The 24,140-nt window shown below is 43.0% G+C and carries 26 protein-coding genes; 8 read left to right on the forward strand and 18 right to left on the reverse strand.

Annotated features, from left to right (window positions below):
* Positions 1 to 265: M28 family peptidase (locus IDJ75_RS18440; RefSeq protein ID WP_191176755.1), on the forward strand; the 265-nt coding region annotated here is incomplete at its 5' end.
* 317 nt (positions 266 to 582) lie between these two features.
* Here IDJ75_RS18440 and IDJ75_RS18445 read toward each other — a convergent pair.
* The 8 genes from IDJ75_RS18445 to IDJ75_RS18480 form a co-directional block, all read right to left on the reverse strand.
* Positions 583 to 870 (reverse strand): hypothetical protein, encoded by a 288-nt coding sequence (locus IDJ75_RS18445; protein ID WP_191177135.1) that lies wholly within the window; start codon positions 868 to 870, stop codon positions 583 to 585.
* Between the two features lie 18 nt (positions 871 to 888).
* Positions 889 to 1,635 (reverse strand): hypothetical protein, encoded by a 747-nt coding sequence (locus tag IDJ75_RS18450; protein ID WP_191177136.1) that lies wholly within the window; start codon positions 1,633 to 1,635, stop codon positions 889 to 891.
* A gap of 14 nt (positions 1,636 to 1,649) precedes the next feature.
* Complete coding sequence (locus IDJ75_RS18455; protein ID WP_191177137.1) at positions 1,650 to 3,965, reverse strand: family 20 glycosylhydrolase; 2,316 nt, start codon at positions 3,963 to 3,965, stop codon at positions 1,650 to 1,652.
* 175 nt (positions 3,966 to 4,140) lie between these two features.
* Positions 4,141 to 5,097: a thioredoxin-disulfide reductase gene (gene trxB / locus IDJ75_RS18460; protein WP_191177138.1), complete on the reverse strand. Its 957-nt coding sequence runs from the start codon at positions 5,095 to 5,097 to the stop codon at positions 4,141 to 4,143.
* A gap of 87 nt (positions 5,098 to 5,184) precedes the next feature.
* Entirely contained in the window at positions 5,185 to 6,360 is a 1,176-nt protein-coding gene (locus IDJ75_RS18465; RefSeq protein ID WP_191177139.1) for a dipeptidase, read from the reverse strand.
* A gap of 25 nt (positions 6,361 to 6,385) precedes the next feature.
* Positions 6,386 to 6,847: a DUF3592 domain-containing protein gene (locus IDJ75_RS18470; protein ID WP_191177140.1), complete on the reverse strand. Its 462-nt coding sequence runs from the start codon at positions 6,845 to 6,847 to the stop codon at positions 6,386 to 6,388.
* A 49-nt stretch (positions 6,848 to 6,896) separates the two neighbouring features.
* On the reverse strand, positions 6,897 to 8,525 hold the full coding sequence (locus IDJ75_RS18475; protein WP_191177141.1) for an acyl-CoA carboxylase subunit beta: 1,629 nt from the start codon (positions 8,523 to 8,525) through the stop codon (positions 6,897 to 6,899).
* A gap of 111 nt (positions 8,526 to 8,636) precedes the next feature.
* On the reverse strand, positions 8,637 to 9,221 hold the full coding sequence (locus IDJ75_RS18480; protein ID WP_191177142.1) for an LOG family protein: 585 nt from the start codon (positions 9,219 to 9,221) through the stop codon (positions 8,637 to 8,639).
* A 128-nt stretch (positions 9,222 to 9,349) separates the two neighbouring features.
* Here IDJ75_RS18480 and IDJ75_RS18485 point away from each other — a divergent pair, with 128 nt between their 5' ends.
* Complete coding sequence (locus IDJ75_RS18485; RefSeq protein WP_191177143.1) at positions 9,350 to 10,108, forward strand: hypothetical protein; 759 nt, start codon at positions 9,350 to 9,352, stop codon at positions 10,106 to 10,108.
* A 64-nt stretch (positions 10,109 to 10,172) separates the two neighbouring features.
* Here IDJ75_RS18485 and guaB read toward each other — a convergent pair whose 3' ends face one another.
* The 3 genes from guaB to IDJ75_RS18500 form a co-directional block, all read right to left on the reverse strand.
* Positions 10,173 to 11,642 carry an IMP dehydrogenase gene (gene guaB, locus IDJ75_RS18490; protein WP_191177144.1) on the reverse strand — a complete coding sequence of 490 codons (1,470 nt, stop codon included), beginning with the start codon at positions 11,640 to 11,642 and terminating at the stop codon, positions 10,173 to 10,175.
* Positions 11,643 to 11,833: 191 nt separating this feature from the next.
* Positions 11,834 to 13,117, reverse strand: coding sequence for a M16 family metallopeptidase (locus IDJ75_RS18495; RefSeq protein WP_191177145.1), 1,284 nt, complete (start codon positions 13,115 to 13,117; stop codon positions 11,834 to 11,836).
* Between the two features lie 66 nt (positions 13,118 to 13,183).
* Positions 13,184 to 14,461 carry a M16 family metallopeptidase gene (locus IDJ75_RS18500; protein ID WP_191177146.1) on the reverse strand — a complete coding sequence of 426 codons (1,278 nt, stop codon included), beginning with the start codon at positions 14,459 to 14,461 and terminating at the stop codon, positions 13,184 to 13,186.
* A gap of 229 nt (positions 14,462 to 14,690) precedes the next feature.
* Between IDJ75_RS18500 and IDJ75_RS18505 the strand changes: the two genes are divergently transcribed.
* On the forward strand, positions 14,691 to 15,257 hold the full coding sequence (locus IDJ75_RS18505; protein WP_191177147.1) for a hypothetical protein: 567 nt from the start codon (positions 14,691 to 14,693) through the stop codon (positions 15,255 to 15,257).
* 63 nt (positions 15,258 to 15,320) lie between these two features.
* Here the strand turns inward: IDJ75_RS18505 and IDJ75_RS18510 are convergent, their stop codons facing one another.
* Positions 15,321 to 15,665, reverse strand: a complete 345-nt coding sequence (locus tag IDJ75_RS18510; RefSeq protein WP_191177148.1) for a phosphoribosylpyrophosphate synthetase — start codon at positions 15,663 to 15,665, stop codon at positions 15,321 to 15,323.
* A gap of 364 nt (positions 15,666 to 16,029) precedes the next feature.
* Here IDJ75_RS18510 and IDJ75_RS18515 point away from each other — a divergent pair, with 364 nt between their 5' ends.
* Positions 16,030 to 16,833: a glycoside hydrolase family 16 protein gene (locus IDJ75_RS18515; protein WP_191177149.1), complete on the forward strand. Its 804-nt coding sequence runs from the start codon at positions 16,030 to 16,032 to the stop codon at positions 16,831 to 16,833.
* 53 nt (positions 16,834 to 16,886) lie between these two features.
* On the opposite strand, the gene gpmA is transcribed toward IDJ75_RS18515, so the two are convergent.
* Entirely contained in the window at positions 16,887 to 17,576 is a 690-nt protein-coding gene (gpmA, locus tag IDJ75_RS18520) for a 2,3-diphosphoglycerate-dependent phosphoglycerate mutase (protein ID WP_191177150.1), read from the reverse strand.
* Positions 17,577 to 17,677: 101 nt separating this feature from the next.
* Here gpmA and IDJ75_RS18525 point away from each other — a divergent pair, with 101 nt between their 5' ends.
* Positions 17,678 to 18,265, forward strand: a complete 588-nt coding sequence (locus IDJ75_RS18525; RefSeq protein WP_191177151.1) for an acetate uptake transporter — start codon at positions 17,678 to 17,680, stop codon at positions 18,263 to 18,265.
* A 43-nt stretch (positions 18,266 to 18,308) separates the two neighbouring features.
* A complete protein-coding gene (locus tag IDJ75_RS18530; RefSeq protein ID WP_191177152.1) occupies positions 18,309 to 18,692 on the forward strand; it encodes an SRPBCC domain-containing protein in 384 nt (127 codons plus the stop codon).
* Positions 18,693 to 18,803: 111 nt separating this feature from the next.
* Here IDJ75_RS18530 and IDJ75_RS18535 read toward each other — a convergent pair whose 3' ends face one another.
* From IDJ75_RS18535 to IDJ75_RS18550, 4 genes are all read right to left on the reverse strand, one after another.
* On the reverse strand, positions 18,804 to 20,165 hold the full coding sequence (locus IDJ75_RS18535) for an OmpA family protein (RefSeq protein ID WP_191177153.1): 1,362 nt from the start codon (positions 20,163 to 20,165) through the stop codon (positions 18,804 to 18,806).
* A 259-nt stretch (positions 20,166 to 20,424) separates the two neighbouring features.
* Positions 20,425 to 20,985, reverse strand: coding sequence for a hypothetical protein (locus IDJ75_RS18540; RefSeq protein ID WP_191177154.1), 561 nt, complete (start codon positions 20,983 to 20,985; stop codon positions 20,425 to 20,427).
* A 5-nt stretch (positions 20,986 to 20,990) separates the two neighbouring features.
* Entirely contained in the window at positions 20,991 to 21,260 is a 270-nt protein-coding gene (locus IDJ75_RS18545; protein WP_191177155.1) for a maleylpyruvate isomerase N-terminal domain-containing protein, read from the reverse strand.
* Between the two features lie 16 nt (positions 21,261 to 21,276).
* A complete protein-coding gene (locus IDJ75_RS18550; RefSeq protein WP_191177156.1) occupies positions 21,277 to 21,705 on the reverse strand; it encodes an OsmC family protein in 429 nt (142 codons plus the stop codon).
* Positions 21,706 to 21,798: 93 nt separating this feature from the next.
* Here IDJ75_RS18550 and IDJ75_RS18555 point away from each other — a divergent pair, with 93 nt between their 5' ends.
* The gene (locus IDJ75_RS18555) at positions 21,799 to 22,278 is read left to right on the forward strand and encodes a hypothetical protein (protein ID WP_191177157.1); all 480 of its coding nucleotides are present in this window, start codon (positions 21,799 to 21,801) and stop codon (positions 22,276 to 22,278) included.
* On the opposite strand, the gene IDJ75_RS18560 is transcribed toward IDJ75_RS18555, so the two are convergent.
* Positions 22,275 to 22,709, reverse strand: a complete 435-nt coding sequence (locus tag IDJ75_RS18560; protein ID WP_191177158.1) for a DinB family protein — start codon at positions 22,707 to 22,709, stop codon at positions 22,275 to 22,277. The two genes, IDJ75_RS18555 and IDJ75_RS18560, sit on opposite strands and share 4 nt — an antisense overlap.
* 84 nt (positions 22,710 to 22,793) lie before the next feature.
* On the opposite strand from IDJ75_RS18560, the gene IDJ75_RS18565 reads away from it, so the two are divergent.
* The gene (locus IDJ75_RS18565) at positions 22,794 to 24,032 is read left to right on the forward strand and encodes a nucleoside recognition domain-containing protein (RefSeq protein ID WP_191177159.1); all 1,239 of its coding nucleotides are present in this window, start codon (positions 22,794 to 22,796) and stop codon (positions 24,030 to 24,032) included.
* Positions 24,033 to 24,140 lie beyond the last annotated feature (108 nt).

The raw sequence follows: 24,140 nt of genomic DNA on the forward strand, positions 1-24,140 counted from the left end.
AGTTAGCTTAAGTAATACCGGTTCAACCGACCACCTTTCGTTCGATTGGGCGGGGATCCCGGGTTTCCAGTTTGTTCAAGACCCGATAGATTATGAAACCAAAACCCACCACAGCAACCAGGACAACTACGACCACTTGCAGATAGACGATCTTAAACAGGCGGCAATCATCGTAGCATCGTTTGTATACCAAACCAGCGTAGAAAAAGATATGATGCCACGCAAACCGCTGGTAAAAGAGATCTTTGCATTTGATGGTTTGTAAGAAACTTATTTGATAGGGAAAAGGCCTTAGCAACTGCTAAGGCCTTTTCTATTCTACCGCCATTAATTACAATTCACAAAGCAATTTCCTATCGGGCATGTAGGATGCTTAAAATTAATGCCGCAAACTTTTTTATTGGTGGCACTATTTTGCCCGCATGCAAAAAGCATAAAACACTGTATATAAGACAAATACGACCGTTCACAGGTGTTCATGACAGTGAACGTGAACACTATACGGCTGCGAGGGCCGTTTTTGGGCGGTTTAGGGGCGATTAAAGGGCGGTTTAGGTGGTGCCTAAACAGTTGTTAAAAATTTTACTCCTCTATCTTATTGATCAGAATTGACAAACCTGTTTTCACCTTCTTTATCAATCCGGCCAGCTCCCCCGGCGACATATCCTGTTGAAGGTCGTCCTCATTAATATCGTTCATTTTATCGAGGATGGCATCCAAACCCAGGTCGTGTTCTTCGTTCAGGTTATCGCCATCAAGTTCAAGTACTACAAAAAGGCTGGAGAGGTGCTGATAATAAGTATCGGTTGTCAGCTTATCAAGTGTATGGTATTCCAGTTTTAGGCGGTATAAAAAATCCTCTAATATCATTAGCTTAGTTATCCGCGGTTAATCCCTGTGCCTGCGGCGGCGTTTACGGGTTTCGGTTTGTTTACGTTTTTTTGATTTGCTTACTGTTTGCTTTTGCTCAGGTTGTTTAACTTCCTGTTTTGTAGCCTGTTGGTCTGTCTTGATTAAAGCAGAATCAACACTCAATTGCTTAACTGTAAAGTTATTGCTGCGCAGGCTATACTCCAGTTGGCGTTTTGCACCGGTTGGCTTGGCTAAAGAGTCGTTACTGGCATAAATTGGAAACTCGCGGATAAGCTTACCTTCTTTGATATAGAAATTATCGTTACCACGATAACCTTTGCGTTGCGAGCTGGTCAGCTTTGGGAAATCCAGCTTATCGGCATCGTTGTTATTAAACTCAAAAGCGTAGATCCTGGCGTAATTTACCGTGTCCTTTCCTTTCGATTGGATCAGGATCTCGGGGTTACCATCCAGGTCCATATCGGCGTTGTATACATCGGTGATGGTGCCGTCCAGATCGCCGGTGGTAGTAGTGTATTTCATCTTCGATGAGTCGGAATGCAATATGGCAAAGGCACCAACCTGGGTTGAACCCCTGCCCCAGCTTACCACATCATATGTTTGGCCCGGCGATACTTCTATCGCCTTGTGAAACCGGAATGGTTGCATTAAAGCCGGTTTAGCTGCCACGGTATTGTTTGCAACAGGCTTTTTATCATCGCTGCCACAGCCTGCTATCAATATCCCAATTGCCGATATGAATAAATAGTTTTTAAAATTCATACTTAATATAGCGATTAGTTAAACATCATATCCGGCGATACCTCGCCCTTTGGCTTACCCGGTATGGTCATATAAACCCGTAAACCACTGCCTGATGAATTTGCATCCACATATTTTATAGTGATCCTATGATACCCTTTAAGCAATGGTATTACGCCCTGCTGCTCAACAGGCCCGGTGCGGCCATCGTTATCAACAATCGGCACATCATCGATCAGTAAAACTGAGCCATTTGATGATGCCGTTGAAAAACCGTAATTGCCATCAACATCAGCTTTTAAATAACCGTTGAATACCACGCCATATTTGTTAAACGCTTTTTTGAAGGCGCTTAGTGCAGTACTAAAGCTTTTTGCCACACCTGTATCAATTACCGCTGCAGGGTTTATCTGCGTAGTGTTTACATAAGTACCTGCAGATGCCTGGTATTTTAATCCCGGTGTGTTGCCTGTGTAGTTAACCGCGGCCAACGGTGCTTTATTAAACATTTTAGCAGCAGTAATAACGCTGCGTTTACCGGTAGGCGTTACTACAATTGTTTTCAGGTCGCGGTATTCATCTAAGGGTACAGGGTAGCTCATGGGGCCCGTGTATAAGAGCTCTGTTTCGCGCGGGGTATAACCATCTATGGTATAATAGATCTTAGCCCCTTTAACCGGCGATTTAAGATTAACGTTAAGCGTGCTGCCAATCATCACCGTATCGGCATTACCAATAGCAGGCGGAACGCGATAGTTATAACCGTTTTTATCAAGGCGGGCCAGGTGTTGGGGTAAACGCGCTTCCGAAAAATCCTGGTAATTTTTGTTGGCTGTTGGTGTCCAAGCCACTTCAGATAATGCCAGCATACGTGGCAACACCATATATTCTATCTTAGTTTCGGTAGTAATATATTCTGTCCAAAGGTTGGCCTGCACGCCTTTAATGTACTTTTGTTGAGCGGGTGTTAAAGCTGCGGGCGTTGGGTTGTAGGCATACGTTTTCTGGATAGGTGCATTACCGCCAATACCAACCGGCTCCTGGTTAATTTTGCCCTGTGCGTGGTCAAAATATAAGCCCTGGCTACTTGGGGTCATGATCACATCGTGGCTCTCTTTAGCAGCTTGTATACCGCCTTCTTCGCCCCTCCAGCTCATTACAGTGGCATTGGGTGCCAGTCCGCCTTCCAGTATCTCATCCCAGCCAATAATGCTGCGGCCTTTGCTGTTTACAAATTTCTCCATCCGCTGGATGAAATAGCTTTGCAAACCATGTTCGTTTTTTAATTTTAAGCGTTTGATCAGGTCCTGACAAAATTTTGATTGCTTCCACACATCTTTAGGAGCCTCATCGCCACCTATGTGGATGTATTTACTTGGGAAAAGGTCTATCACCTCTGTCAACACATCCTCCAAAAAGCTAAACGTTTTTTCAGACGGGCAATAGATATTGTTAAACACTCCCCATTTACCAGATACCTCATACTTTTGGCTTGGGTCGCAGCTTAACTCGGGGTATGCGGCTAATGCAGCTAAGGCGTGGCCGGGCATTTCAATTTCGGGTACGATGGTGATATAGCGGTCGGCAGCGTATTTGATCACATCGCGGATCTGATCCTGCGTGTAATAACCAGATACCGGCACACCATCATACTGCAACGGTGTGCGGTCTTTATAGTTACCGATAACGCTTTCCTTACGCATGCTGCCAACTGAAGTAAGTTTTGGATATTTTTTGATCTCTATACGCCAGCCCTGGTCGTCGGTTAAGTGCCAGTGGAAGGTGTTCAGCTTGTAGGTTGCCATCAGGTCGATATATCTTTTTACAAACTCTACCGAGAAAAAGTGGCGGCAAACATCAAGCATCATGCCCCTGTAGCCAAAGCGCGGGTAATCTTCAATAGTTACGGCCGGTAACTTGGCGGTAGCGGCCCTTTCAATTGGAATAAGCTGTATCAGCGTTTGGATACCGTAAAACAAACCGGCGCCCTTACCGGCAACCGTAATTTGCTGCGGGGTGATGGTTAGGCGGTAACCCTCGGCAGGCAGGTTTTCTGTACCTGCTGATGTTAAATAAATAGATGTTGTACTAACCCTTGCATTGCGTAAAGCAACCTGTTTGTTGTAGGCCATGTTATTGGCCAGGTACGATGAGAAGAACTGTACCGCCTTATTATTTGGCGTATCGGCCTGTATAATGGTTTCCTGACTTAGAATAAATTCGCCGGGGGCTTTTTTTACTGATACAGGAGCAGGTATGATACCTGCGTATGGGTCTGTATTCTGGGCATTAACACAAAAAGACGATGCCACCAGTAAAGCAGCCAACAGTACATGTTTTCTTTTATTCATAGTAAAAACCGATCAGGTGTATAATGAGGTGGTGAATTTAGCATTATTTAAAAAATATGCACCACAATCACTCAAAAATTACACAAACAGAAACAAAAAAGCCGTATTCTTATTAGGAATACGGCTTTTTAAAATATTTTAATTTGTGGTAGACGCGAAGTATCGCGTCTCTACTTTACGCTGTTACAACGTGCTCTTTAGCAGCCAGATAACGCTCGGCATCTATAGCAGCCATGCAACCTGTACCTGCAGCGGTAACTGCCTGGCGGTAGATATGATCCTGCGCATCGCCGCAGCAAAATACACCTTCTACATTTGTTTCGGTAGAACCCGGACGGGTGATGATATAACCGGTTTCATCCATGTGGATAGTGCCGCGGAAGATATCAGTGTTTGGTTTATGACCGATAGCTACAAAGAAACCGGTAACATCCAGTATCCTGTCTTCGTTAGTTACATTATTGCACACCTTAACCGCGTTAACGCTTTGGCCATCGCCAAGTATTTCAATGGTATCGGTATTGTATAAGACCTCGATATTAGGCGTGTTCAACACGCGGTGTACCATTGCTTTTGAAGCACGGAACTCATCGCGGCGAACGATCATGTAAACTTTACGGGCTAATTTAGCCAGGTAAGTTGCTTCTTCGGCAGCGGTATCACCGGCACCTACTATGGCTACATCCTGTCCTTTAAAGAAAAAGCCGTCGCAAACCGCACAGGCCGAAACACCAAAACCGCTATATTTTTGTTCAGACTCTAAACCCAGCCATTTTGCTGATGCGCCGGTAGAGATGATAACAGTATCGGCCAGTATAGTTTTGCTTTCGTCAACCGTAACCTTGTGTGGCAACGATGAAAAATCAACTGAACTTACGTAACCAAAGCGGATATCGGTACCCAGGCGTTCTGCCTGTTTGCGAAAATCTTCCATCATTTCAGGTCCCATAATACCATTAGGATACCCCGGGAAATTCTCAACATCGGTAGTTTGGGTAAGCTGCCCGCCGGCAAGCATACCTGTGTACATAACCGGGTGCAGATCGGCGCGCGAAGCATAAATTGCTGCGGTATATCCCGCCGGGCCCGACCCTATAATAAGGCACTTTACGTGTTCAATATCTTGTGACATTTGTATTTTTATAATGAGATGCGAATTTAAGATTTATAGATGACTGCGCCAATAGGTAATAGTCAAGATACTGCCATACCTTAATGACTATTTACCAACATTAGCCTTTAACACCCTGATAAAATTACCGCCCAATATCTTATCTATATCCTTTTCGCTGTAGCCAAGCTTTAGTAGCTCGGCGGTAAGCTTTGGGTAGTCGGTAACACTGTCTAAACCCAGTGGGTACGATTCTGCACCGTCAAAATCCGAGCCTATGCCCACGTGGTCGGCCCCTATCAGTTTCACCATATAGTCGATATGTTTAACGAGCATGCTCAGCGGCGGGCGTAACTCGTCGGCTTCGCTTTTGTGGATAACATTCAAACGTATGCTGGCCAGATCGTAGTCATTATAGATCTTTATCAGCGAATCAAGTTCAGTTTTGTGCTTTGTAAGATAAGTTTCGTGCTTTGCATCGTAGGTACTATCTATAAAACCACTGTAAAAGTTCAGGAACACCACCCCGCCATTTTGGGCGATGGCTTTTAGCTGGTAATCCTTCAGATTACGCCTGTGTGGGTTAAGCGCATAAGCACAACTATGTGATGCAATAACCGGCTTTGTTGTGATAGCCATTACATCGTTAAAAGTTTGCTCGCCGGGATGGGAAAGGTCTATCATCACCCCCAATTTATTCAGGCGCTGTACCACCTGTTTACCCAAATCGTTTAAACCCTTGTGTTTTAATGTATCCGCATGCAAAACTTCATCGCGTGCAGATGATGCCCAACTGGTGCTGTTATTCCAGGTAAGGGTTAGGTATACCATTCCACGCTTATGCAGACTGTCGATATAATCCAACCTGTCTTCTATCATATGCCCGCCTTCTACACCTATCATAGCGGCAAGCTTTTTCTGCTTAACCGTTTTTTGCAGGTCGGCAGCTGTACGCACCAATTTTATCTTATCGGGATTGCGGCTGATGAGTGCATATAATGAATCTATCTCACGGTTGGCATAGGCGTAAGCTGTACCGTTACCGTACTGATCGCCGCACCAGATAGAGAATACCTGCACGTCCAATCCGGCTGTTTTGGCGCGTACCAAATCGAAATTGCCGGTAGTTTGGAGCTTGCCTAAATCTGCTTTTGTGATCAGTTGGTTGGATATCGCATCATTATGCGTATCAACCAGAATAGCACGCTGATGGATCTGGTTGACGTTTTGGGCGGATGCGATGATTGTAAATAGTAACAGAAATGGCAGAAGGAGCTTTTTCATTTTTTAAAGATAGTGATTACACCGTTTAAAAATGAAAACCGGATTGATAAACGAAATAAAGTATAGAACCAATAATTGCTAAAGTACCAATCACCACACATACCGGACCGATAGCTTTTGCATTAAAATCATCTATCACAAAATCTTTAATATTCTTTGGATCATAAATTACAGTCACTTTATCCCCTTCTTTATAAGAAGGATTAATAACCGAGTGTTTTGAACTTATGCCAAACGTATATTTTTCAGTCACCCACTCTTTATCAATGGTAACAAACCTTATAATTGGAGAATACAATGTTTGGCCGTTAACCCCAATGCTACCGGCTTCTTCTTCCATGGCAAAAACCACACCCTCAGCTTTAATACCGACAGCAATTATTTTTTTGCGTTTTGCCGAGATGCCACTCCCTGCAACAATAAGTGCAACACCAATTAAACCAACCACTATTTCAATATAATTGGCATCGCTTAAATCAATATTCATAATAACTAATGTATAAAAAAGACGCGAAGTATCGCGTCTCTACAATTACCTACGTCTGAATAACCCCCACGTTAAAAGTTTTTTCTATCGGCGCATGATTGGCGGCTTCTATCCCCATGGAGATTACCTTGCGGGTTTCCAGTGGGTCGATAATACCATCCACCCAAAGCCTTGCGGCGGCATAGTATGGCGTGGTTTGGGCGTTGTACCGGTCGGTCGTTTGTTTCAGCAGTTCAGCCTCTTTTACATCGTCAACCTCTTCGCCTTTGGCTTTTAAACCGGCGGCCTGCATTTGCACCAATACTTTGGCGGCCTGCGCGCCGCCCATTACCGCTATTTTGGCTGATGGCCAGGCGTATATTAAGCGTGGATCATAAGCTTTACCGCACATGGCATAATTGCCTGCGCCGTATGAGTTACCTACCACAATGGTAAATTTTGGCACTACAGAGTTTGATACCGCATTTACCATTTTGGCGCCGTCTTTTATAATGCCACCATGTTCGCTACGGCTGCCCACCATAAAGCCGGTAACATCCTGCAGAAAAACCAGCGGAATTTTCTTTTGGTTACAGTTCATGATAAAACGGGTAGCTTTATCAGCCGAATCGGAATAAATAACCCCGCCAAACTGCATCTCGCCTTTTTTTGATTTGATAACCTTGCGTTGGTTGGCCACAATGCCAACAGCCCAGCCATCAACCCGGCCAAGGCCACAAATGATGGATTGACCATAACCTGCTTTATATTCTTCAAATTCCGAATCATCAACCAGGCGTTTGATGATCTCGTACATATCGTAAGCTTTGTCGCGTGTATCGGGCAGGATGCCGTAAATATCTTTTTCGTTTAGTTTGGGTGCCGATGGTCTTATCCTGTCGAACCCGGCTTTGTTATAATCGCCCACCTTGTTCATGATGTTGCGGATAGAATCGAGGCAGGCTTTATCGTTAGGTTGCTTATAATCTGTTACGCCCGAGATCTCGCACTGCGTGGTTGCGCCGCCAAGGGTTTCGTTATCCACATCCTCGCCTATGGCTGATTTAACCAGGTATGAGCCAGCCAGGAATACTGAGCCGGTGCCTTCTACTATCATGGCCTCATCGCTCATAATAGGCAGATAAGCCCCACCCGCCACGCACGAGCCCATGATGGCAGCTATCTGAATGATACCCATACTACTCATTTGCGCATTATTGCGAAAAATACGGCCAAAGTGTTCTTTATCGGGGAAGATCTCGTCCTGCAGAGGCAGATATACACCGGCCGAATCTACCAGGTAGATAATAGGCAGGCGGTTCTCCATTGCTATCTCTTGCGCGCGCAGGTTTTTCTTGGCTGTTATTGGGAACCAGGCACCCGCTTTAACTGTAGCATCATTAGCAACAATTACACATTGCCTGCCGCTTACATAACCTATGCCGCAAACAACACCACCACTTGGGCAGCCGCCATGCTCGGCGTACATGCCATCGGCCGTAAAAGCCCCTATCTCAAGCCAGGGTTTATCGTCGTCTATGAGGTAGTCAACGCGCTCGCGGGCAAGCATTTTACCTTTTTCCTTTTGTTTAGCAGCAGCTTTTTCGCCACCACCGAGGTGTATTTTTTTTAGCCTTGTGTTAAATTCGTAAACGAGTTGTTTGTTAACATCCTCATTTTTATTGAATTCCAGATCCATACGCGTTTTATAAATAGGTTGCGTAATTTTAGGAATTATAATTGAAAATAACTTATTGACGGAAGATTTTATTATGCATGCATAATAAAAAAGCAAAACACCGGCGAATATCTATGTCAGGTTTCTATCCTTGAACCAAACTTCATCGGGTTTTATATCGATGTTCTCCATCAGGCTAAGCAGTTCAATCGGGTCGGCCGAGGAAAGCACCAGGTCGCGGTTTGTGGGTTTAAGATAGCGCTGCTCAACCATTACATCCATTTGTTTTAAAAGCAGGTCATAAAAGCCGCCGACATTAAGGATACCAACAGGATGATTATGCAGGCCCAACTGCAGCCAGGTAAGCACTTCAAAAAACTCTTCTAAAGTACCGAAACCACCGGGTAGCATAATGATGCCGTCGCACAGGTCGTTCATCATTTGTTTGCGCTGGTGCATATTTTCTACTACATGCAATTTAGTAATACCGGCATGGCCAACTTCTTTATCCATCAAAAACTGCGGGATGACACCTACAACTTCCCCGCCCCTGCCTAATACAGCATCGGCTAATAAACCCATCACACCAACCTTACCACCGCCATATACCAGGGTTATATTTTTGCCCACCATTACTTCGGCTAAAAATTCAATAGCTTGTTTAAGTTTAGGGTCGCCGTTAAAGTTGGCGCCGCAGAAGATACAGATGGCTTTCATGGTGGCAAATATACGGCATCTTCTATGTAGAATAAACCACATTATTATCCATTAGCTTTATGGGTTTGTCCATTTAATTGGTAACATTACAACTGTAATTTAGCTGAACAATAAACACCAGTACCTAAATGAAAAAAAACTTATTACTTACCGCGGCGATGGTTGCCGTTTGTCTTTATTCTTTCGCGCAAACTGTTCTTAACCCTAATGTTGAAATTAAGGATAGCCGTTTAACTATTATCAGCAAAATTGAAACTGATAAGCAATATACCGTAGTTAGCTTTGACCATTATGCCCAAAATGATAGCGCATGGGTTGTTTTAAACAAGGAAATATATATCCAAACAGATATTGATAATAAGCATTACGAGTTTGTAAAAGCCGAAGGCATTGCTGTAGCACCCGAAACAAGGCACACATTTGCTAAAGCAGGTGATAAGATTTCATTTAAAGTATACTTTAAAAAGATACCGGCTAACGCAAAGTTAATTGACATAGTTGAGCATGCGGGCAGGCGCAATGATGGTGTTTCATTTTTCAACTTTTATAATATAGACCTTACACATTCAAACCCCGGAGAGCAGAACATAAAGGTAACAGAAGTTGTGTTAGCACCGCCGCCAGTAAACGAGCATGCTAATGGCATGGAGGGAACCGAGCTAACAAATATGATGGGCGCTATGGGGCCGATGTATAACAGCCTGATAAAATCAATGCTTGATGCTCAACTTAATTTTTATAAACAACCCGGTAAATTAACAGAGGTTGCTAAAGTGCATAAGCAGTACTTCGACGCCCTTGTAAAAGAAGGTTTCACCTATGATCAGGCCATTAAAATATTAACATCAAGCCCGTTAATTCAAATGTCAAGCTCATCAGGAAAATAAGCCTAAACTTTATCACATAAAAAAAGAGATACAAATTGTATCTCCTTTTCTTTTATCGCCTAAATTAACGTGTATAATTCGGGGCCTCTTTTGTAATGGTAATATCGTGCGGGTGGCTTTCGCGCATTCCGGCGGCGGTAATACGTACAAACTTGGCTTTTTGCAGATCTTCGATGTTGGCAGCACCGCAGTAATGCATACCGGCACGTAAACCGCCAATGTATTGGTAAACTACCTCGGCCATGTTTCCTTTAAATGGTACACGGCCAACAATACCTTCGGGTACCAGTTTAGTTACCACATCGGTCTCATCCTGAAAGTAACGGTCTTTTGAACCCTTGGCCATAGCCTCGATAGAACCCATACCACGGTACGATTTAAATTTACGGCCTTCGTATATAATGGTTTCGCCAGGCGATTCTTCTACCCCGGCAAACAATGAGCCTGCCATGATAGAACTTGCACCAGCTGCAATCGCTTTTACAATATCGCCGGTTTGTTTGATACCGCCATCGGCAATAACCGGGATGCCGGTACCTTCAAGTGCTTTGGCGCATTCGTAAATGGCATATAGCTGTGGTACGCCCACCCCTGCTATGATACGGGTGGTACAGATAGAACCCGGGCCAATACCTACCTTAACGGCATCCGCACCTGCTTCGGCAAGGGCTTTGGCGGCATCGGCAGTGGCAATGTTACCCGCTATAACCTGCAAATCGGGGTAAAGCTGTTTAACGGCTTTCACCATATCAATAACTCCTTTTGAGTGACCATGCGCGGTATCAATAGTAACCACATCAACACCGGCTTTAACAAGGGCGGCAACGCGGTCAATATTATCTGCGGCAACACCAACGGCGGCACCTACACGTAAGCGGCCAAACTCGTCTTTACAAGCATTAGGGAAGTTTTTTACTTTTTGAATATCCTTATAGGTAATTAAACCCACCAGTTTACCATCCTTATCAACAACCGGTAGTTTTTCAATTTTGTTATCCTGCAGTATCGCGGCAGCATCCTGCAGGGTTGTACCTTGTGGTGCGACTATCAGGTTTGTTTTGGTCATTATTTGGCTAACCGGTACGGTAAGGTCTTTCTGGAAACGCAGATCGCGGTTGGTGATAATACCTTTCAGTTTGCCATCAGTAGCAATAACCGGGATACCACCGATGCTGTATTCGCGCATGATGTTCACTGCGTCAGACAGCAGGGCGTTCTCCAGCAGGGTTACCGGCTCCTGGATCATACCGCTTTCAGAACGTTTTACTTTACGTACCTCGTCGGCCTGTTGCTGTATGGTCATGTTTTTGTGCAGCATACCAATACCACCTGCCTGGGCAATGGCAATAGCCAGGCCTGCTTCGGTTACGGTATCCATAGCGGCCGAAATAATCGGGATGTTTAAACGGATCTTTTTTGTTAAAAAAGTACTCGTGTTAACTTCGCGCGGTAGTACTTCTGAATAAGCGGGGAGTAATAATACGTCGTCATAGGTCAATCCTTCGGCGACAAATTTGGATGGGTCTAACTGCATAGCAAATAATTATTTGGAGTTATTATTTGCCGGGCAAAGCTAACAAAATTTATGGAATTTGAGAAGGAGAAGTAAGAATCAAGACGTAAGAGCCAAGAATTTTACATTTGGGAGAAATATGAGTACAAAAACGGCAGTTAAAATAGTAAGAGTCAGGACCTCCTGACTCTTACATTTTGTCTCTTAAATAATTAATACTTCCCTACTATCACTTTATAAAAGTTATCAAAGTCGAAGTACTTGTTAGCAAGTGCTTTCAATTCTTCAGCAGTGATATTTTTTACGGTTTGGGTGTAGCGTTCATAATAATCGTAATCCAAACCGGCAAAATACAGGTTCTTGAATTTATCGGCATGCGACATCACATTCTCCAGGCTTCCTAAAAGCGAACCCAACATAAAGTTACGCACCAGCGATAATTCTTCATTGGGGATCAGATCTGTTTTTAACAGGGTTACCTCTTTTTCTATCTCGCTGACTGCAGCCTTACAAACATTTGCCCCAACTTCTGACGCGATAAAGAATGAACCGGTTTGTTTAAACGACTGCATACCCGAACCTATACCGTAAGTGTATCCTTTATCCTCGCGGATGTTAGTCATCAGCCTCGAACCAAAATAGCCTCCCAATACTGTATTTAAAACCTGCATCCCGGGAAAATCGGGATGCGTACGGTTTATAAACGGCGTACCTATGCGGATGGCTGATTGCAACGCGTCGACTTTCTCGATATATATAAAACGTTCGGCAGAGGGCTGCAGATCGGGTTGTGTGGTATCGGCAACAGTGGTTACCTCGCCCCAGGCGCCTTCAAATGTAGTGGTAACGGCTTCCAATATCTGCGGATCGGCTTTGCCGGCAATGATGATATTACAATTGCCCGGCTGGTACATTTGTTTAAAATTCGCCAACAGGTCTTCCCTTTTCAGGGATTGGAAATCTTCGGGTTGCGCGGCTAAGCCATAAATGGTTTCGCCATACAAAGCCTTGTTAAATTCGCGACGGGCAACAAAATCATTTTTTTGCAGACTTACCTGCAATTTTTGCTGCTGGTTACGCATATACGTTTCCAGTTCCTTCTCCGGGAAGATGGAATCTGTCAGAATATCTTTTACAACAGGCAAGGTAGCTTGCAAATGCTTAGTAAGCGTAAAAAGAGTTACCTGCGAGTAGTCGTAACTATAATCAACCTGCAAAAAAGCACCGTAAAAATCAATCTTATCAGCTATTTGTGCGGCTGTTAGTTTGCTTGTGCCATCGGTAAGCATCGTATTGACCGCCACATTAAGCAGCGGCTTTTTAGGCTCAAAACGCGAGTTTTGAAAGATCCATTCTATCCTCACCAGATCCTGACTACCCGAATTGAAGGTAAAGATCTTACAGCCGTTTTTCAGTTTACTGCTTTCCGGGTGGATCAGTTTTATATTTTCTACCCCGTTAAATTGTGGGGGCGTATGTCTGTCAAGTTTAGTCATTTGTCGTTGAGTCATTAAGTCATTGCCTTGTTGGATCATCTCCTGCATTTGGCTCGGACAATTTTACTAATTCTCTATTTCTGTTAGTTCTGGTTCTGATGCTTCTACACCCTGCGCCAAATAAATCAGCGTTGATGAGTTCTCTTTTCTGAAAATGATATTGGCCTGGTCCTTTATCTGCTGCGCAGTAACCGCCAAAAATTTTTCCGATTCCTGGTTAAAATCTGCGGCATCGCCCATCAGTTCATAAAAGGCCAGGTTCATAGCTTTATCTAAAAGGGACATTTCAGAGAACACCAGGGTCGATTCTGTTTTGTTCTTCACCTTGGTCAGTTCATCGGCGGGTACGTCTTCTGTTTTCAGCTTTTCAATCTCCTGCCAAAGTGCCTGTTCGGCTTGCTCAATACTTACGCCTTCCAGCGGTTTGCCTTCAAGCACAAACATACCTGTATCAAGGCTGCCTGTAATGTAGGCATGTACCTCGCTAAACAATGGCTTATCTTTAACCAGGCTGCGGTAAAGACGCGATGAATTACCACGCGAAAGAATATCCGACATCAGTTCGACAGCATAGTAGCTCTCATCCAAACGGCCCTCCATCTGGAAAGCGATATAAACATCATTCAACGGCACTTTAGCGGTAACCGTTTCACGGCGTTCCTCTTTCTGGGCAGGCTCCTGCGGCAGGTTACGTATATACTTATCACCGGCAGGTATCGGGCCGAACCATTTTTCAGCCATGGCCTTTACATCTTCGGTCTTTACATCACCGCCCACAACCATAATGGCATTTTGCGGGTTGTAATGCTTTTTAAAAAAGGCTTTTACATCCTCAATCTTAGCATCCTCTATATGCTTAATGGTTTTACCAATTGTTGCCCATCGATACGGATGTTTTTTGTAAACCATTGGCCTTAGCTTTAACCAAACATCGCCGTAAGGCTGGTTCAGGTAACGCTGTTTAAACTCCTCTATTACTACGTTACGCTGCACCTCAAGGCTTTTCTTACTAAAGGCGAGGCTCAGCATACGGTCGCTCTCCAACCAAAAGGCGGTTTCTAAATTGGCCGATGGCAAGGTAATGTAATAGTTGGTAATATCGTTGCTGGTAAAGGCGTTGTTTTCGCCGCCTACACGCTGCAAAGGGCCATCATAATTGGGGATGTTTACAGAGCCACCAAACATCAGATGCTCAAATAAATGCGCAAAGCCGGTTTGCTCAGGGTTTTCATCACGTGCGCCAACATCATACAAGATGTTAAGCACGGCCATCGGGGTTGTATTATCTTCATGAACAATAACCCTCAGGCCATTATCCAGTGTAAATCTATTGAATTTAACCATGTAATAACGATTAATTAACGGTAGGCAAATGTATAATTTTTGTTATCCCGTGGTGTAGAAATGATGTAAACTTTTTTAACGCTCTGTATAATGACGTTTAATACGGGCTAATTGTTACGCTTAAACGTACTCCTGATGGCTATTACCCTATTCATGATAGTATAATTTCCACAATACGTTTTATAAAAAGCAGGTCGGTTAATAAAGTTTTATAATTTTATAACTCGGCATGCAAGATATACTAACAAACGATAAGATAATTGAGGCGTTAAGCACCGACCGTACCAAAGGTTTTGTAGAAAAGCTATCGGTAACGTTAAGGGAGCAGCATTTCAATATCGACCAGCTGATCGACCTCACCTTTCATCCCGATACGCAAGTTGGTTTCCGCGCAGCATGGCTTTTAGATACTATCATACTAACCTCGCCCGAACAATATGTTAATAACCTGGAATATTTTGTAAAACGATTGGGCCAGGTTACCAATGCCAGCTGTAAGCGGCATTATACCCGCATTATGATGCATCTTACCGCGCATGATGCGCCCGAACCTGTCAAGGCAAAACTGGCTACTATAGATATGGAAATTGTGGTAGAACAATGCTTCGACTGGATTACAGACCCAAAAGTAAAGGTAGCTGTTAAGGTATTGGCTGCAGATACCTTGTTTAATTTATGCAGCAGGTACGATTGGATCAAAGAAGAACTGGCCAGCCAGGTACAATTTATGATGCGCGATGGCGGCGCGGCTATTCAATCAAGAGGAAAGAAATTGCTTGCAGCAATTAAAATTTAAAAGTAAAAAGTCAAAAAGCTTTGCAAGCAGTTCTGTTTTGACTTTTTACTTTTGAATTTTGAATTATTCCGTTGGCCTGTCGCTGCCGTGCAGGTTATCGCTTACCTGGTGGTGGTGCAATTTGGCCGATATAGCTGATGAACTATCATCCGCATAAGTACCGTAAGCATTGATCAGGATTCCCTTTAGGTTATACTTTGGCGAATTGATGGCATATACTATCGACATATCCGACGGGTTACTTTGCCCTTCGAAACGATAAAATTCATCTATCTCAAAATCATCGGCAGTCATATGTATATCTTTTGACTTATCGTCTATAGTATCGCCCTCAAGGCTCAAATTTGCGGTATATCCTCTTTTTGTAAGGTCGTTAGTGGCATCCACTAATGTTTCAAAATTTTTCATGGTAGTAGCTTTATTTTGGTGTGATAAAGATTATACATGAATAACCACAAAGCTTAATTGTTGTTTTGATGCTGTTAGCATATCCTCTAAAAAATTATAAAAAGTTACACATTATCTTTCAGTTAAGAACGACTAAGATTATTCAATGAATGCGATTTCTTTAATCGAAACCTTTATAAAATATTTTAAAAACTATTGGTAAATATTTAAAAACCTCTGCACTTGTTAATAAATAGCAGAAAGGAGGTTTGATCAACTAAAGAAAAATATAAGATACCCGGCATTAAGCTGTAAGCCACCCCTTTTTGGGCACCAACAGCAAAAGCATATCTGAATATTTTAGTAATTTATTAATCATTAAACCATGAGAAGACTTTCATTTATCCTGTTAGCGGCTGTATTGTTTACTGCCTGCCAAAAAGAAAAAACAACAGTAACCCCTCCTCCTACATCTGCCAAACCCGCCGGTGAAATTGCTGTTACTCCCGAATCAAAACTTAAAACCAATGCCACTATTAGCTGGAGCGGCTACACCTGGAATGTAAAAGCTCCCACAGGTACAGCAGGCCCCGGCCCCAATTACTGGAACCCTGCCAATGTTTGGGTTGATGCTAACGGCTGGCTGCACCTTAAAATATCTAAAAACCCATCAAACAACCATTGGGAATGTGCGGAAATATCAAGCACGCAAAATTTTGGTTATGGTACCTACCAATGGCAAATTGACGGGCCTATTGCCACGTTCGACAAAAACATTGTACTTGGCTTGTTTGATTACTCGGGCAACGATGGCCGCGACGAAATTGATATTGAGTTTGCAAGATGGGGCAACTCGGCATGGCCAAATTTAAACTATACCATATTCCCAAAAGCCGGCGACCCGCCAACCCCTGCAAGTTACTCTACCGAATTCACCTCGCCTGGCGGCACTTATACCACCCACAGGTTTAAACGCACATCAACCAGCGTGGTATTCAAAAGCCTTTACGGGTTTTATAACGACGACACTAACCTGTTCCTGACCAAAACATTTAACAGCCCGGGTACTTCTATCAGTACTTTAAGTATGCCGGTATTGCTAAATCTTTGGTGCTTTAACGGCCTTGCACCATCAAACGGGCAGGGTGTTGAGGTGGTGATACATAACTTTAAGTTTACAGCTTTATAAATCCCCCCTATAAAAAAGGCAAGCCATGTAATGCGGCTTGCTTTTTTTATGAATTATTTCAAATAGTAGTGTTTTATACAGTTCAACCTGTCGTCCAGCTCATATACCCATGGCGTTGCGGTGGGGATATCAAGTTTGGCCACATCCTCATCGCTCAGGTTCTCTATATATTGTATAAGCGCGCGCAAGCTGTTGCCGTGGGCACAAATAACAACTTTCTTATTCTCGCGGATGGCCGGTACAATGCTTTCGTGCCAAAAAGGTAATGCCCTGTCCATGGTTTCGCTCAGGTTTTCGGTAAGTGGTAGTTCGCGGTAAGTCAAATCATTATACCGAAGGTAATGGCCCGGGAAGCGGTCGTCCTGCTCAGTAATAGCAGGCGGATGTTCATGCGGGTCTCGGCGCCACTTATGCACCTGCTCTTCGCCATATTTCTCAATAGTTTCGGCTTTATTAAGGCCTTGCAGGGCACCGTAAAAACGTTCGTTTAATCGCCATGATTTATGCACCGGGATCCACAGCGCATCCATCTGCTCCAGCACAAAATGCATGGTTTTTATACTTCGTTTTAATACCGATGTAAAACCCACATCAAAAGTGTAACCGTTTTGTGCAAGCAGTTTACCCGCCTGTATGGCTTGTTGCAGGCCTTCTTCAGACAGGTCTACATCCGTCCACCCGGTAAAGCGGTTTTCCTGGTTCCAAACACTCTCGCCGTGGCGTATCAATACCAATTTCTGCATAATTAATAGTAACGTTTAATAAAGCTTTGAGTTTAAAAGCTATTGCTAATTCGATTTATTTCGATTAGATTGCATCTTATAAACCAAATTTAAACCTTTTTATGATACCAACTACTCCTGTTGTTGTAAAGGATGGCATTGCCAACCCTGCACCGCTTGGCCTGTGTGCCTTCGGCATGACCACCGTTTTGCTGAACATACACAATGCCGGTTTTTTTGAACTGAACGCAATGATACTGGCTATGGGCATATTTTATGGCGGATTGGCACAAGTTATTGCCGGCATTATCGAAGCTAAGAAAAATAATACATTCGGGCTTACGGCATTTACATCTTACGGTTTTTTCTGGCTATCGTTAGTAGCACTAATTGTGATGCCAAAACTGGGCTGGGGAACAAAACCAACGGAGGGCGCTATGTGCGCTTATTTAGGCATCTGGGGGCTTTTTACCTTTTGCCTTTTCTTTGGTACCTTAAAATTAAACCGTGCGCTGCAGTTTGTATTCGGCTCTCTTACCCTACTTTTCGGGTTATTGGTTTGGGGCGATGCTACCGGCGATGAAACCATTAAACACCTTGCAGGTTACGAAGGTATTATATGTGGCTTATCTGCCATTTATACAGGCATTGCAGGTGTATTAAATGAAGTTTACGGCAAAACGGTTTTACCTATCGGAACGGTTAGTTAAATCTCCCGTCCTTCCTCTCAAATATTTCTGCTAAATTGCGCGGGTGAAAGATCTGAAAAAATATTATTTGTTACCGGCCACTCCTGAAGAGGTGTATATGGCGCTTACAAACCCCATAACTTTAGAGTTATGGACTGGCGAACCCGCACAAATGTCTACCAGCCCCGGGTCAGAGTTTTCCCTATGGGAAGGTAGTATTGTAGGTAAAAACCTGGAGTTTGAAGAAAATAAAAAAATTGTACAGCAATGGTATTTTGACGGGCAAACTGATGAGTCTATCGTAACCATTAAGATCCACCCGGATAAGCACGGCTCATCTGTAGAGTTAAGGCATGTGAATATACCCGATGATGATTTTAACGATATAGCCGAAGGCTGGAACGACAGTTATTTTGGTAACCTTGCTGATTTTTTTGCTGAGGGATAATTAAAGAGTTTATACGAAAAACAAATTACAACAAAAGAGCCGCCCCAATTTGGAGCGGCTCTTTTATTTAAAGTTCTTGATTCCTGACTTTAATAGTCTTGAATCTATCCCTTAGTATAGGGTAAACTCTACACGACGGTTTTGTTGACGACCTGCCGCAGTTTTGTTAGTAGCTATTGGTTGTGACTGACCATAACCAGTTGCTTCTATACGAGATGCGTTAGCGCCTTTTGAAACCAGGTAAGATTTTATTGCTTCTGCACGGTCTTTTGATAAACGCATGTTCAATTCTTTAGAACCTGTATTATCTGTATGACCTGCTAATTTTAAGCTGAAGTTTTTCTCAGTTAATAAGTTAGCAACCCTATCTAAACTTGGGAATGATTTTTCACGGATAGTTGCTTTACCCAAGTCAAACTCAAGGTTCTTAATAGCATCTTTAACAACACGTTTGTCTTCTTCAGTTACATAAACAACCGGTTTAGCTAACGGGCAACCAGAACCATCCACCTTAGTACCGGCAGGTGTGTTAGGGCATTTATCGTTAATATCCAAAACACCATCACCATCGCTATCAACAGTTAACTTAGCTAAGTTAGCATTGGTAGTGTTAAGGTCATTTCTTAACTGATCGTTTTTAGCTTTTTCAGCATCAATTTGTGCCTGTAACATAGCTTTAGTTTGTTCGTTTTTCCAAACATACTCGGTACGTAATGAGTTAACCGGGTTATAAGTAGCCATGTTAGGTGTTTTTGAGCTACCTAACAGAAACTCTAAACCTACGTGAGCGTAAGAGAACCTGTCGTTTGAGCCACCAGTGTTGTAACCATCAAAGTTGTCTGACTGTACAAAGTTAACCTGGTAACCTAAATCCAAGTTTACGTTTGAGCCTAAGTTTACTTTAAAACCTAAACCTACTGGTATAAACCATTCTTTGATAGAATTTTCGCCTGCACCATTTCTGTAAGCTGTAGTGTTACCGGCACCATCTGTAATGGTTGTTTTGTAACCCATGTAACCGGCACCAGCTGTTAAATACGGTTGTATAACACTTTTGCTATGGAACCAGCTGATATTACCCAAGGTAATATTTGTGCTTAAAGCCGCCGACCAATCTAACTTGGTGTTAAACCCCTCAGGTGTACCTACACCATCCTGGCCACGTAACCCGCTAACTTGCCCGCGAAGGAAATCGGCCTGTAAACCAAATGTTGGCGTAAATTGCTTTTTGATGTAACCACCGTAACCAATTTCTGATTGTGGCTGTCTGAAGTCCTGACGACCGTTTGCTCCAAAAATTGTGAATGGAGTTAATAAACCACCATTAATACCTATTGACCATGTTTTTACCGGACCACCAGAAAATGGCTTAACATAATTTGTAGTGCTTACTGAATCGGTTTGAGCGAATAAAGAGCTGCCTGCCAGTAAACCTGTAAGCAGTAGGGATGCTTTTTTTAAATTTGTTTTCATGTTGTGTTAATTTTTGATTGTCTGCTAAAATGTATAGCATGACTACAGCCACGTTTACAACATTAATGCCAACACGCATATTTTAGACCTATGCGTATAATTTACACAATGGGTGCTGTATTTTAGGATTTAATAAAGCACTATTAAATAGACCATTACCAATCTGTTTAGCTAAACCAAATAGATTGGATGACTCTTTAACCATTAGGGTTTAAGAGGTAAAAATAAATGATCTTAAAAATGGACATTAAATGGTTATTTAAGCCATTACAGCTATAGTATTAAATACAGTTTCACCTAAGTAAAAATCACCTTTTATTATAGAACGGTGAAGCGCCGCTTGAGATGTAATAGCCTTAGTAAAGAAATTCCATGTGGTTTCGGGGTCAATAATAATTTCCGACATGATAGAGTTTGTCGGTTGTTGTTTCAGCAATTCCCATTTCCGTGCAGTTTTTAGCAAGTACCAATCACCACCAACATGGCTGCTTACGGTTATTTTAATCATCGTACCTTCTGTAGCCTTAACATTGCGATACGAGTGTGGTAAGGCATACATAAAGGTATCAATACATGGATAAAATAATTCTTTAGTCATTAACCCAGGTTTCCCAACAGCATCACGGATCTGCTGCTGATGATGCCATTTTTCGGTGTATTCGCGGGCAATATCAAACCAATTGAGCGATGTACTTTCTCCCGCCCACGAAACCGGGTATCTGGCTTGTTCAAAAGGGTTTAACGTATTTATGTGTTCAATATATTGCTTGCCGGTACTTGCCAGTTGCTGAATAAGCAATTGCGGGCTCACCCTTTTCATCGCGTTTACCCAGGTAGCTTCAATTCATTTAAATAAGCAACAAGATCCTGGTAACTGTTTATTTGTGTGGCTATTGCCATTTCGTAACCTTGCGCGTACGATATGGTACGCATATTAGTATCAAGCAGGTGCGCGGCAATATCCTTAACCGACCATAAACGGGCAACAGTGGGTTTATTCCAGTCGGCTGGAGTTAACGAACCAAGCAATTCTATCAGCAGTTTATCCAACACAGGGAATAAGTGCAGGGTTGGTATAGGTATAGCTTGCTGCATCGATAATCAGCGGGATCTATGCGGCCGGGTGAATGATCACCTTCCATTTAATATCTGCATCGGCTTTGTAAAGCGTAGCTGCTACTGAGCAATATTTATCCAATGATAATTCAACAGCCTTTTTGGCTTTATCCTCATCAATAGTACCGTATAAATGGAATTCAAGGGAAATATCCTGCCATAATGATGGTTCTTTACCCGCTTCGCGCTCACCGGTAATAATCATTTTATAATCAACAACATCCTGGCGTTGTTTTTTTAGGATAGCAATAACATCAATGGCCGAGCATCCGCCCAAGCCCATTAAAAGCATTTGCATGGGGCGTACGCCGAAATTTTGGCCGCCACTTTCGGTGCTGCTGTCCATACGCACAGTGTGTCCATATTCGTCGGTGGCTTCAAAGCCATAGTCGCCGCTAACGCGTGATAGTTTTATAGTAGGCATAGTAGTGTAATAATTTTGCTAAGTTATGTTTTTAGGCTAAAAAACGAATATCATTTACATATCTTGACGTTAATTATATATACGCAAACCTGAATGAAAAAGTTACTGCTATCAACCACCCTCCTGTTTTGTTTCGCCTCAGCGTGTTTTGCGCAAACTAACCTTATATCTTACGATGACCTCAGCTACCTGCTCCATAACAATATTAATAAGGCGGATACCTTTTTCATAGCCAAAGGATATACGCTTACTAAAAAAGACGAGAAAAAGAACCTGAGAAAATATGACCTTAAGATACCCGGTGGTACATATGTAAGCAATAACATACGTGTTGACGGCAGACGAATGTATATTGAAATGGAAACAAACGAATTGGCTCAGTATACCATGATCTACAATTCTATATCGCAATACGTAAACAAGGAAAGCACCACCCCCGATGTACAAACTTTTGTAGTAAAAGACCTTGGTACAATCTATATTATGGTGAACGATGCCGTGCCTTACAATCCTACCCGCCGGGAGTACACTATACGGCTCGTGGCAGACAAAAACATTACGGCCTACAACTAATTTAATTGGTTTAAATGGTGCTGAATGTGCTGAATGTAGTCCTCCGCTAAAAACGCCACAGAATTAAGTGAGGATTCGTAGCGCCCGTTATCGCACTCCGCCAATTCGCGGTCAGCTGGATAGTTTGTCAATACCCTTACAATTTGCAGGTTTACTAATTCCCAAAGTTTTAGCAGTTCAGTAATGTCGGCTTCGTTATAATGCTGCGCAGCAACCCACTCCTCCTGAAAATAGATCAGCTTAAAACCATCCTCGTAGGTACAGCGCACAAAACGCTGCAGGTTGATGTGTGCGCTATCTATGAGATGGCCGATGATCTGTTTGTTAGACCACTTACCCGGCGCTGCCTGTTTTGCCCAATTAATGCCGGATGCCCGCAGGGTTAAAAAATTGTGAATAGCGGTATTGAGTTTTCGGGCGGTTTGTTTCATCACTGAGCAAATATTTGCATTTAAATATGCTTAATCCTGATAAATTATTCAAAAAAAATTATCTTCATGGCCTGAATCATACTTATGGCATTAAACTACATCTGGATAGCTTTTTTCCTCATCGCATTTGTGATAGCGTTTTGCAAGCTGGTGTTTTTGGGCGATGTAGATGCATTTAAGCTATTGGTTGATGGCATGTTCGATAGCTCCAAGTCTTCGGTAATGGATATTGCCCTGCCTTTGGCCGGTAACATGGTACTTTGGCTGGGCATACTTAATATTGGCGAAAAAGCAGGTGCAATGAACTTCCTGGCGCGAATTGTAGGCCCATTTTTAAGTCGCTTATTCCCCGAGGTGCCTAAAAAACACCCTGCCACCGGCCAAATGATGATGAACTTTTCGGCCAACTTGCTTGGCTTAGATAACGCAGCCACCCCGCTTGGCCTGAAAGCCATGGGCAGCCTGCAGGAACTTAACCCCGATAAAGAGACCGCATCGAACGCGCAGATCATGTTTTTGGTGCTGCACACATCGGGGCTGCAACTTCTGCCGGTTACAATCATTGCGCAACGTTTTATACTCCACGCCAAAGATCCTGCAGATGTTTTAATTCCTTGCATTATAGCTACTTATGTAGCTACAGTTGTAGGGATGATTGCAGTAGCCATTAAACAAAAAATAAACCTGTTTGACAGGGTTATTCTCGGCTGGCTGGGCGGCATGACAACATTCATCGTTTTGCTGGTGTTTTACTTTACCCACTACCTTGATAAATCACAAATAACAACCGTATCAAAAGTGGCCAGCAACCTGCTGCTGTTTGCCATACCAACCGTATTTATATTGGGCGCCCTGCGCAAAAAAGTAAATGTTTTTGAAAACTTTATAGATGGCGCCAAGAGTGGTTTTGAAGTATCTGTAAAAATAATACCTTATTTGGTAGCCATGCTGGTTGCAATAAGCGTTTTCCGCAACAGTGGCGCGCTCGATTACATTAACAACGGCGTACGCTGGGCTGCCACAAGTTTACATATGGATACCCGTTTTGTTGATGCCATGCCCGTTGCTTATATGAAACCGCTGAGCGGCTCCGGGTCAAAGGCTATGATGATCAATGTGATGCAGACTTACGGCCCCGATAGCTTTGCCGGCAGGCTTGGCTCGGTGTTCAATGGATCTGCCGACACAACGTTTTATATTGTTGCATTATACTTTGGTTCGGTTGGTATAAAAAAATCGCGTTATGCTATCCCTGCGGGCCTTATTGCCGACTTTGCGGGTGTAATAGCCGCTATACTGATATCTTATTTATTTTTTGGATAAATTAAGATGTAACCCCATTTTAGGTTTAAAATTCTTTATTTTTCTGTAACACAAGCGTATTTATTCCGTATAAGGCAGTTAGTAAACTATTAGTTTATTTTATGCCGA

The sequence above is a fragment of the Mucilaginibacter rigui genome, assembly GCF_014773275.1.
Taxonomy (GTDB): Bacteria; Bacteroidota; Bacteroidia; order Sphingobacteriales; family Sphingobacteriaceae; genus Mucilaginibacter; species Mucilaginibacter rigui_A.

Bases quoted from the DNA above. Each gene is read 5' to 3' on its own strand.
- IDJ75_RS18485 (WP_191177143.1), top strand. From the start codon at position 9,350: ATGAAAAAAAACTTATTACTTACCGCGGCGATGGTTGCCGTTTGTCTT.
- IDJ75_RS18495 (WP_191177145.1), bottom strand. From the start codon at position 13,117: ATGACTAAACTTGACAGACATACGCCCCCACAATTTAACGGGGTAGAA.
- gpmA (WP_191177150.1), bottom strand. From the start codon at position 17,576: ATGCAGAAATTGGTATTGATACGCCACGGCGAGAGTGTTTGGAACCAG.
- IDJ75_RS18535 (WP_191177153.1), bottom strand. From the start codon at position 20,165: ATGAAAACAAATTTAAAAAAAGCATCCCTACTGCTTACAGGTTTACTG.
- guaB (WP_191177144.1), bottom strand. From the start codon at position 11,642: ATGCAGTTAGACCCATCCAAATTTGTCGCCGAAGGATTGACCTATGAC.
- IDJ75_RS18550 (WP_191177156.1), bottom strand. From the start codon at position 21,705: ATGCCTACTATAAAACTATCACGCGTTAGCGGCGACTATGGCTTTGAA.
- IDJ75_RS18515 (WP_191177149.1), top strand. From the start codon at position 16,030: ATGAGAAGACTTTCATTTATCCTGTTAGCGGCTGTATTGTTTACTGCC.
- IDJ75_RS18525 (WP_191177151.1), top strand. From the start codon at position 17,678: ATGATACCAACTACTCCTGTTGTTGTAAAGGATGGCATTGCCAACCCT.
- IDJ75_RS18555 (WP_191177157.1), top strand. From the start codon at position 21,799: ATGAAAAAGTTACTGCTATCAACCACCCTCCTGTTTTGTTTCGCCTCA.
- IDJ75_RS18450 (WP_191177136.1), bottom strand. From the start codon at position 1,635: ATGAATTTTAAAAACTATTTATTCATATCGGCAATTGGGATATTGATA.
- IDJ75_RS18540 (WP_191177154.1), bottom strand. From the start codon at position 20,985: ATGAAAAGGGTGAGCCCGCAATTGCTTATTCAGCAACTGGCAAGTACC.
- IDJ75_RS18565 (WP_191177159.1), top strand. From the start codon at position 22,794: ATGGCATTAAACTACATCTGGATAGCTTTTTTCCTCATCGCATTTGTG.
- trxB (WP_191177138.1), bottom strand. From the start codon at position 5,097: ATGTCACAAGATATTGAACACGTAAAGTGCCTTATTATAGGGTCGGGC.
- IDJ75_RS18545 (WP_191177155.1), bottom strand. From the start codon at position 21,260: ATGCAGCAAGCTATACCTATACCAACCCTGCACTTATTCCCTGTGTTG.
- IDJ75_RS18500 (WP_191177146.1), bottom strand. From the start codon at position 14,461: ATGGTTAAATTCAATAGATTTACACTGGATAATGGCCTGAGGGTTATT.
- IDJ75_RS18505 (WP_191177147.1), top strand. From the start codon at position 14,691: ATGCAAGATATACTAACAAACGATAAGATAATTGAGGCGTTAAGCACC.
- IDJ75_RS18475 (WP_191177141.1), bottom strand. From the start codon at position 8,525: ATGGATCTGGAATTCAATAAAAATGAGGATGTTAACAAACAACTCGTT.
- IDJ75_RS18480 (WP_191177142.1), bottom strand. From the start codon at position 9,221: ATGAAAGCCATCTGTATCTTCTGCGGCGCCAACTTTAACGGCGACCCT.
- IDJ75_RS18470 (WP_191177140.1), bottom strand. From the start codon at position 6,847: ATGAATATTGATTTAAGCGATGCCAATTATATTGAAATAGTGGTTGGT.
- IDJ75_RS18560 (WP_191177158.1), bottom strand. From the start codon at position 22,709: ATGAAACAAACCGCCCGAAAACTCAATACCGCTATTCACAATTTTTTA.
- IDJ75_RS18455 (WP_191177137.1), bottom strand. From the start codon at position 3,965: ATGAATAAAAGAAAACATGTACTGTTGGCTGCTTTACTGGTGGCATCG.
- IDJ75_RS18445 (WP_191177135.1), bottom strand. From the start codon at position 870: ATGATATTAGAGGATTTTTTATACCGCCTAAAACTGGAATACCATACA.
- IDJ75_RS18465 (WP_191177139.1), bottom strand. From the start codon at position 6,360: ATGAAAAAGCTCCTTCTGCCATTTCTGTTACTATTTACAATCATCGCA.
- IDJ75_RS18510 (WP_191177148.1), bottom strand. From the start codon at position 15,665: ATGAAAAATTTTGAAACATTAGTGGATGCCACTAACGACCTTACAAAA.